The following is a 1,179-nucleotide window of genomic DNA, read 5'->3' on the forward strand; positions in this document are numbered from 1 at the left end:
CATGGCAAAGGAAAAGTTTGACCGCACGAAACCGCATGTGAACATCGGCACGATTGGTCACGTTGACCACGGCAAGACGACACTGACGGCGGCGATCACGAAGTATTTCGGCGATTTTCGGGCATATGACCAGATTGACGGCGCGCCCGAGGAGAAGGCCCGCGGGATCACGATCTCGACCGCGCATGTGGAATACGAGACCGACACGCGCCACTATGCGCATGTGGACTGCCCCGGCCACGCGGACTATGTGAAGAACATGATCACCGGCGCGGCGCAGATGGATGGCGCGATCCTGGTGGTGAACGCGGCCGACGGCCCGATGCCGCAGACGCGCGAGCACATCCTGCTGGGTCGTCAGGTCGGCATTCCGTACATGGTCGTCTACATGAACAAGGTCGACCAGGTCGATGACGAGGAACTGCTGGAACTGGTGGAAATGGAAATCCGCGAGCTTCTGACCTCGTATGACTATCCGGGCGACGATATCCCCGTGATCAAGGGCTCGGCGCTGGCGGCGATGGAAGGCCGCGATCCCGAGATCGGCGAGAACTCGATCCGCGCGCTGCTGGCGGCTGTGGACGAGTATATCCCGACGCCGGAGCGCGCCGTGGACAAGCCGTTCCTGATGCCGATCGAAGACGTGTTCTCGATCTCGGGCCGTGGTACGGTTGTGACCGGCCGTGTCGAGCGTGGCGTTGTGAATGTGGGCGACGAGCTTGAGATCGTCGGCATCAAGGCGACGCAGAAGACGACCTGCACGGGCGTTGAGATGTTCCGCAAGCTGCTGGATCGCGGTGAGGCTGGCGACAACATCGGCGCGCTGCTGCGCGGTATCGACCGTGAGGCGGTCGAGCGCGGTCAGGTTCTGTGCAAGCCGGGTTCGGTGAAGCCGCACACGAAGTTCGAGGCCGAGGCGTATATCCTGACCAAGGAAGAGGGTGGCCGTCACACGCCGTTCTTCGCCAACTACCGTCCGCAGTTCTACTTCCGCACGACGGACGTGACCGGCACGGTCGAGCTTCCTGCGGGCACCGAGATGGTGATGCCGGGCGACAACCTGAAGTTCACCGTCGAGCTGATTGCACCGATCGCCATGGAAGACGGCCTGCGCTTCGCGATCCGCGAAGGTGGCCGCACCGTCGGCGCCGGCGTCGTGTCCAAAATCCTCGAGTGATC

Annotated in this window: 1 protein-coding gene; it reads left to right on the forward strand. The window is 62.7% G+C overall.

The features are described from left to right. Position 1: 1 nt before the first annotated feature. The gene (tuf, locus tag F3H35_RS18710; RefSeq protein ID WP_007817140.1) at positions 2-1,177 is read left to right on the forward strand and encodes an elongation factor Tu; all 1,176 of its coding nucleotides are present in this window, start codon (positions 2-4) and stop codon (positions 1,175-1,177) included. The last annotated feature ends 2 nt before the right edge of the window (positions 1,178-1,179 follow it).

The organism is Roseovarius litoreus (genome assembly GCF_900142765.1).
GTDB classification, from domain to species: domain Bacteria; phylum Pseudomonadota; class Alphaproteobacteria; order Rhodobacterales; family Rhodobacteraceae; genus Roseovarius; species Roseovarius litoreus.